The 6,475-nt window shown below is 69.3% G+C and carries 6 protein-coding genes and 1 pseudogene; all 7 read left to right on the plus strand.

The features are described from left to right. On the plus strand, positions 1-1,911 hold a 1,911-nt coding region (locus Q8Q85_16110), incomplete at its 5' end, for a hypothetical protein (protein ID MDP3775784.1). A gap of 1 nt (position 1,912) precedes the next feature. Then, the gene (gene pyk / locus Q8Q85_16115) at positions 1,913-3,322 is read left to right on the plus strand and encodes a pyruvate kinase (GenBank protein ID MDP3775785.1); all 1,410 of its coding nucleotides are present in this window, start codon (positions 1,913-1,915) and stop codon (positions 3,320-3,322) included. A gap of 3 nt (positions 3,323-3,325) precedes the next feature. Then, on the plus strand, positions 3,326-4,099 hold the full coding sequence (locus Q8Q85_16120) for an MBL fold metallo-hydrolase (GenBank protein MDP3775786.1): 774 nt from the start codon (positions 3,326-3,328) through the stop codon (positions 4,097-4,099). A gap of 31 nt (positions 4,100-4,130) precedes the next feature. Then, positions 4,131-4,556, plus strand: a complete 426-nt coding sequence (locus Q8Q85_16125) for a YtxH domain-containing protein (GenBank protein ID MDP3775787.1) — start codon at positions 4,131-4,133, stop codon at positions 4,554-4,556. Between the two features lie 8 nt (positions 4,557-4,564). Further along, on the plus strand, positions 4,565-5,461 hold the full coding sequence (locus Q8Q85_16130; GenBank protein MDP3775788.1) for a YihY/virulence factor BrkB family protein: 897 nt from the start codon (positions 4,565-4,567) through the stop codon (positions 5,459-5,461). 2 nt (positions 5,462-5,463) lie between these two features. Then, positions 5,464-5,619: pseudogene (locus tag Q8Q85_16135) on the plus strand (tyrosine-type recombinase/integrase). Between the two features lie 221 nt (positions 5,620-5,840). Beyond that, positions 5,841-6,329 (plus strand): hypothetical protein, encoded by a 489-nt coding sequence (locus Q8Q85_16140; GenBank protein ID MDP3775789.1) that lies wholly within the window; start codon positions 5,841-5,843, stop codon positions 6,327-6,329. Positions 6,330-6,475: the final 146 nt, after the last annotated feature.

Genomic DNA, 6,475 nt, shown 5'->3' on the forward strand with positions numbered 1-6,475 from the left:
CTCGACCCGCGCGCGGCGCGCCCGGAGATGCTTCCCCACAACAGCGGTGAGCAGGCTGACCTCGCGGGCAAGCTCATGATCCCGCTGGGCGCGCACCACACCGTTCGCCTCTTCGGGCTGCACTCCGACGACCAGCGGCTCCTCTACGACCCAGCGTACAAGTACGACGAGCACTTCGGGCCGGCGCGCCGCGTCACCGGAAACCTCGTGAGCGGCCATTGGCAATACGCCTCCGGAGGACGCGCCGGCCGCAGTCTCATCTCCGACATCCGGGTGGCCTACTTCGCGCGCGAGTTCCTCCGCGGCAGTCCGACCCGAGATCCCACCTATCGTTTCGGCGCTTTCACCGGCCGCGCCCTGCGGTTCGTGGGCGAGGACATCGCCCGTGCCCAGGACACCGCCGCCTCGGCCGAGCCCATCCCCGGCTTCGACACGCCGTTCATGAGCGAGCGGACGCCTTGGGGTGTGCCGGCCTTCTTCCTGGGTGGCGGGAGCCGGGGCGAGCTGGCGTGGAACCGCTTCAGCGAGTTGCGCTCGCAGTTGGACCTCAACTACGGCGCCGGCCGCGACGTTGACTTCTACTTCGGCGGAGAGGTGGTGCGGCAGGACGTGCGCACTTTCCAGCGCGCCCTCGGATACCGGCCCGTGGGCGGCGACGTGCCACCCACTACCGCGGCGCGCTTCTCCCCGGTCTCGGGCGCCGCGTACGGCGAGACGCAGCTCCGCTGGGAGGACATGGCCTTCACGTTCGGCCTCCGCTACGACCAGTTCGACTCGCGCAAGTCGCTCGGTGACAGCGCGGCCGGCAAGGCGCGCGCTCAGCGGAACTTCGGCCCGCGGTTCGGCGTCTCGACCGTGCTGCGCGGGGCCACGGTCGTGGTAAGTTGGGGGCGCTTCAGCCAGGCGCCGGACTACCAGTACCTCGTGGACGCCGCCTTCGACGACTCTACTCGCACCGGCCGCTTCCGCATCGGCAACCCGAACATCGGTTTCGAGCAGTCGTCGCAGTACGAGTTCAGTCTGCGGGCGCGCCCCTCGCCCATCACTTCGGTGCGGGTCAACGCTTACGCCAAGCACCTGGAGGGACTCGTCGCGTCGGTTCCGTTCGGGCTCGACCCCGATTCAACGATCTTCGGCAACACCGACTACGGCACGGTGCAGGGGGTGGAGGTACTGTACGAGCGCGAGTTGGTGGGGGGCTGGGGTTTTCGAGTCGCGTACACGCTCCAGAAGGCTTCGGCCACGGCGACCAACGCCTTCCAGCTGTTCAGGCGCATCCGCATCGACCCCAGCGGCTCCGACACGATCTTCCCGGCGCGGGTCGAGTTCCCGCTCGACTACGACCGCAGACACGGCGTCACCGCGATCCTCCAGGCGCGGGTGAGCGACCGCGCCGGCCCGCACCTTCCCGGCGCCTTCCTGGTGCGCGGGTTCGAAGCCGCGGCGATCGTGCGCTGGAGCTCGGGACTCCCCTTCTCGCGGACCAATGCGACGGGCGACACGCTGCTGGGCCTCCCCAACAGCTGGCGCCTGCCCTCCACTTCCACGGTGGACCTGCTGGTGCGGCGGCCGCTTCGCCTGCGCGGCATCGCGGGCAGCGTGTACTTCGACGCGCGGAACCTGATCGGTCGCCGCAACATCATCGCCGTGCGTCGCGACAACGGCGAGCCGGGGCTGGGCGAGCAGGGCATCCAGGACGCCGCGGAGGCGGCCTACGCGGCCCACCCCGAGGATATCCCGTATGAATCGCCGCGGTACCGGCCCGCGGGGGACCTCGACGGGAACGGCGTCATCGGTGGCCGCGATGAGCTTTTCCCGCTCTTCCTTTCCGCCGCGCGTGACTATTTCCAGCCGCTGTTCGCCTACGGCCCGCCGCGGGTGGTGAGGATCGGGGTCGAGGTTATCTTCTAGGGTGACCGTCCGCCGCACCAAGATCGTCGCCACGCTGGGCCCGGCTTCATCCACGCCCTCGGCCATCGCAGCCCTGATCGCCGCGGGAGTGGACGTGGCGCGCATCAACGCGAGCCATGGCACGGCCGATCAGCGCGCCGAGCTGATCGCGATCGTCAGGAAAGAGGCGGAGGAGGCGGGCCGGCCGGTCGCCGTCCTGCTGGATCTTCAGGGCCCGCGCATCCGCGTGGGCGATCTCGCGAAGCCCATCACGCTCACCCCAGGGCAGACGGTCGTGTTCGCGCCCCAGGACGAGGCGCGTGCGGACCAGATCCCCACCACGTACCAGAACCTCGGAAAGGACGTGCGCCCGGGTGCGCGCATCCTCCTCGACGACGGCGTGCTCTCGGCGGAAGTGACGGCGGTGCGAGGGTCGCTGGTCGAGGCGCGGGTCTTGTACGGCGGGGAGCTCAAGAGCCACAAGGGGATGAACCTCCCCGGCGTCGAGGTCTCCGCGCCCACCCTGACGGAGAAGGACCGCGCCGATGCGGCGTTCGCCGGCGAGCACGACGTGGACTACGTGGCGCTATCGTTCGTGCGGCGCGCGGAGGACCTGGCCGAGCTGCGGGGGCTCCTTCCAAAGGGCGTCAGGGTCATCGCGAAGATCGAGAAGGACACCGCGCTCAAGGACGCCGACCGCATCATCGAGGCGAGCGACGCGATCATGGTGGCACGGGGCGACCTGGGCGTCGAGCTGCCTTTCGAGGAGGTGCCGCTGGTGCAGAAGCGGCTCATCCGCCTCGCGATCCAGTACCGGCGGCCGGTCATCACCGCGACCCAGATGCTCGAGTCCATGATCCACAACCCGCGCCCGACCCGCGCCGAAGCCTCCGACGTGGCCAACGCGATCCTCGACGGCACGGACGCGGTTATGCTCTCCGCGGAGACGGCCGCGGGCGAATACCCGCGGGAGGCGGTGCTCGCGATGGACCGAATCATCCGCGAGATGGAGAAGCACGACGCGGACCGGCCGCGGCGCGAGGAGCGCCAGCGCCAGTATGGCATGCCGGCCGACACCAACACCGCCGTGGCGACCGCGGCGGTCGCGGCGGGCCAGATGCTCCACGTGCCGATCATCGTGACCTTCACCAAGAGCGGCTCCAGCGTGCGGATAATCGCCGCCAACCGGCCTCCGATGCCCATTATGGGCGTCACCGACGACGCGCGCGTGTTCCGGCAGCTGGCGCTCATCTGGGGCGTCGTGCCGATGCTGACGGACGAGCCGCCGCGCTACGACGCGATGCTCGACGCGGCGCGCGAGCGAATCCTGGTCCACGGCTTCGCCAAGAAGGGGGATCGAGTGGTCGTGATGGCCGGCGTGCCCTTCGACGTGCCGGGCAGCACCAACATGATGAAGGTCGAGGAAGTCTAGCCGGTGCGGCTGCACTTCCTCGGCACCGGGACCTCATTCGGCGTGCCGCAGATCGGGTGCGGGTGCCGGGTCTGCCGCTCCACCGACAGCCGCGACCGGCGCGGGCGCACGGCGGTGGTGATCGAGGACGGTGACACCCGCATCCTGGTGGACACTCCGCCCGAATTGAGGCTATCGCTCGTCCGGCAGGGGATCGGCTCGGTGAACGCCGTGCTCTACACCCACGACCACGCGGACCACACCCACGGCATCGACGATCTGCGCGCTCTCTCCGGCGGGAGGCACGGTACGCTGCCGGTCTACGGTCCCCGGGATTCCCTGGACCGGATGCAGGCGCGGTTCGACTACATCTTCGATCCCGACTTGCGGCCCATCCCCGGTTCGTCGAGGCCGGCACTCACGGTGACGGCGCTCGAGCCGGGGGAGCAGGTCAGCGTGGCGGGCATCCCGATCACGCCGATCGCCTTCGACCACGGCTCTACGTTGGTCTACGGCTACCGCTTCGGCGCGCTGGCCTACGTCACCGACGCCAAAGAGGTCACCGAGGAGGCGCGGGCAGCTCTTTCGGGCATCGAGGTGCTGGTGCTGAACGCGCTGTTCCACCGGTCGCACCCGACGCACCTCTCGATCCCCGAGGCGGTGGCGGCGGCGCTGGCGATCGGTGCGCCGAGGACCTTCCTCACGCACCTCACCCACGAGACGGGACACGCGGAGCTGGAGGCGGAGCTTCCGGCCGCGGTGCGGCCCGCCTACGACGGTCTGGTCATCGAGGTCTGATTGGGTCTAGATTGGGTGTAAGGAGGTGGGTATGGCACGTCACGACGACGAAGAGGTGGTAGTGGTCGAGAAGCACGGTTCGCCCGTGGCGCCCTTCATCTGGGGGCTCGCCATAGGCGCGGCGCTCGGCCTCCTGTTCGCGCCCATGAAGGGCGAGGAGCTGCGCGCCAAAGTCCGCGACCGCGGCCGCCGGCTCAAGGACCTCGCGTCCGAGAAGGCCGGGGAGCTGGAGGAGATGGTGGCGGGTGGCTACGAGCGGGCGCGCTCGCGCGTGGAAGAAGGCATCGAGAGCGCCAAGCGATCCGCGCACGAGGGGAAGCAGGTGGCGCGTGACGTCGTCGAGGCGGGCCGTGCCGCCGCGGGCACCGCCCGCGAGGAGCTCGAGCGCCGGCTCGTCGAGGCGCGTGAGGCGCGTCGCGCGGGGCGGTCCAGCGGTGAAGAGGAGCCCGTCGCGTAGCCGCTCCCGTGCGAGCCGGCCGCGAGAACCGCTGGCTCTTCGTCTGGCACGATGTGCGCGGATTTGTCCGCCGCGTCTACGAAGGCGCGATGGAGTCGAACGTCCCGTTCCTCGCCAGCGGCCTCACCTTCGACGCGCTCCTCGCGGCCATCCCCCTGCTGTTCCTCATCCTCTGGCTCGTAGGCACCCTGCTTTCGGCGGGCGCCGACGCCCAGCAGGTCGAGCTGGCCGAGTATCTCCGCCGGTTCCTGCCGGCGCGTGCCCGCTCCGGAGCGGACCCCTTCGAGCCGGTGATGCGCCTGCTCGAGCGGGTGGTGCAGTCGCGCGGGACCCTCGGCGTCCTCGGCATCCCGCTCTTCGTCTGGTTCTCCACCCGGCTGTTCGGCTCCCTCAGGGCCGCGCTCTGCGAGGTCTTCGACACCGAGGAGACGCGCTCCTGGTTCAGGGGCAAGCTCACCGATGTCGCCCTGGTGCTCGTGACTGGGTTGCTGTTCGTCGCGAACACCGCCCTCAGCGAGGGGGTGGCGCTGCTCGCTCAGAGCAACGTCCGGTTCGGCTTCCTCGAATACTTCCTGGCGCAGCTCCTCGCCTTCTGCTTCGTCGTGGTCCTCTTCCTCGTGGTGTTCCGCTACGTGCCGGCACGCCGGGTGCGCTGGGACACGGCCCTGGTGGCGGCCGTGACGTGCAGCCTCGGCTTCGAGCTGGCCAAGCAGTTGCTCAGCCTCTATTTCACTGGGCTGGCGCGGACGGACCGGCTGGTGAGCGACCGCACCCTCGGCGCGGTCCTGCTCTTCGTGGGCTGGACGTACTACATGACCTTCGTCTTCCTGGTGGGCGGCCAGATCGCGCAGGTCTACGAGCTGAGGCGGCGGCAGGCGGCGCAGCGAGCGCTGTTGAGCGACTAGGCCGACATTCCTTCGCCACCCATCTTCTGGAGGACGGGTACGACATCCGGACCGTTCAGGAGCTTCTGGGGCACCAGGACGTGGCGACGACCATGATCTACACTCACGTCCTGAACCGGGGCGGCCTCGCCGTCCGCAGCCCCGCCGACCGCCGGTAGTCCGAAAACCCTTACGCGCGCACTCAACATGCCCCAACCCAGTCGCCGGCACAGTTCTCTCTTGCCCTATCATCAGCCAACGCGCACGTTTAACGCCGATGCGCCGCCACCTCGCCGGCCGGGATACGAGCTGGGGGCGCAGTAGTATGGCCGGCCCCAGAGCGGCCCAATTACAGCAAAGACCTAGTTTGGGCGCTTGCGTGAAGCGCTACGGGAGGTTCATGCGCGCACCCAGCCTTGCGTTCCTTGCCGCCGCACTCCTCGCGGACCCCGGGCTCAGCTACGCCCAGGCCCCGCGCGACTCCGTAGTCGCCGTTGTGAACGAGTTCTTTCGCGCCATGACCGCCCGCGACACGGCGGCCCTAGCGCGCATCCAGGTCTCGGGCAGCATGCACTACGCAGTGCGGCGCGCCGAAACGGTGACCTACCGGGAGCGCAGCGGCACGGCGTGGCTTCGCCAGCTCGCGGACAGCCGGGACACGCTGGTGGAGCGCATGTGGGATCCTACGGTCATGGTCCATGGTCCGCTCGCGATCCTCTGGGCGCCATACGACATCTATCGCAACGGCGAGTTCGTACACTGTGGTGTGGACGCCTTCACGCTGGTGCGCACACAGGCCGGCTGGCAGATCACCGCCGTCGCATACACCATGGAACCCACGGGGTGCGCACCGAGCCCGCTCGGCCCTTTGCGGGCCTCGCCCCGCTAAGGCACCGCTGAACGGTCCAAGTGATAGGTAACACTTTGTACTCAGCTGATTGGTAACACTTTGGTCCTTCCTTTGTGGTTGTCGCCGCTGCGGCGAGCGGGGCGCCCGAGCTGATCGACGATCCGCCCGACGGCTTCGTGGAAGCG

The sequence above is a fragment of the Gemmatimonadales bacterium genome, assembly GCA_030697825.1.
In the GTDB taxonomy this organism is placed as follows: Bacteria; Gemmatimonadota; Gemmatimonadetes; order Gemmatimonadales; family JACORV01; genus JACORV01.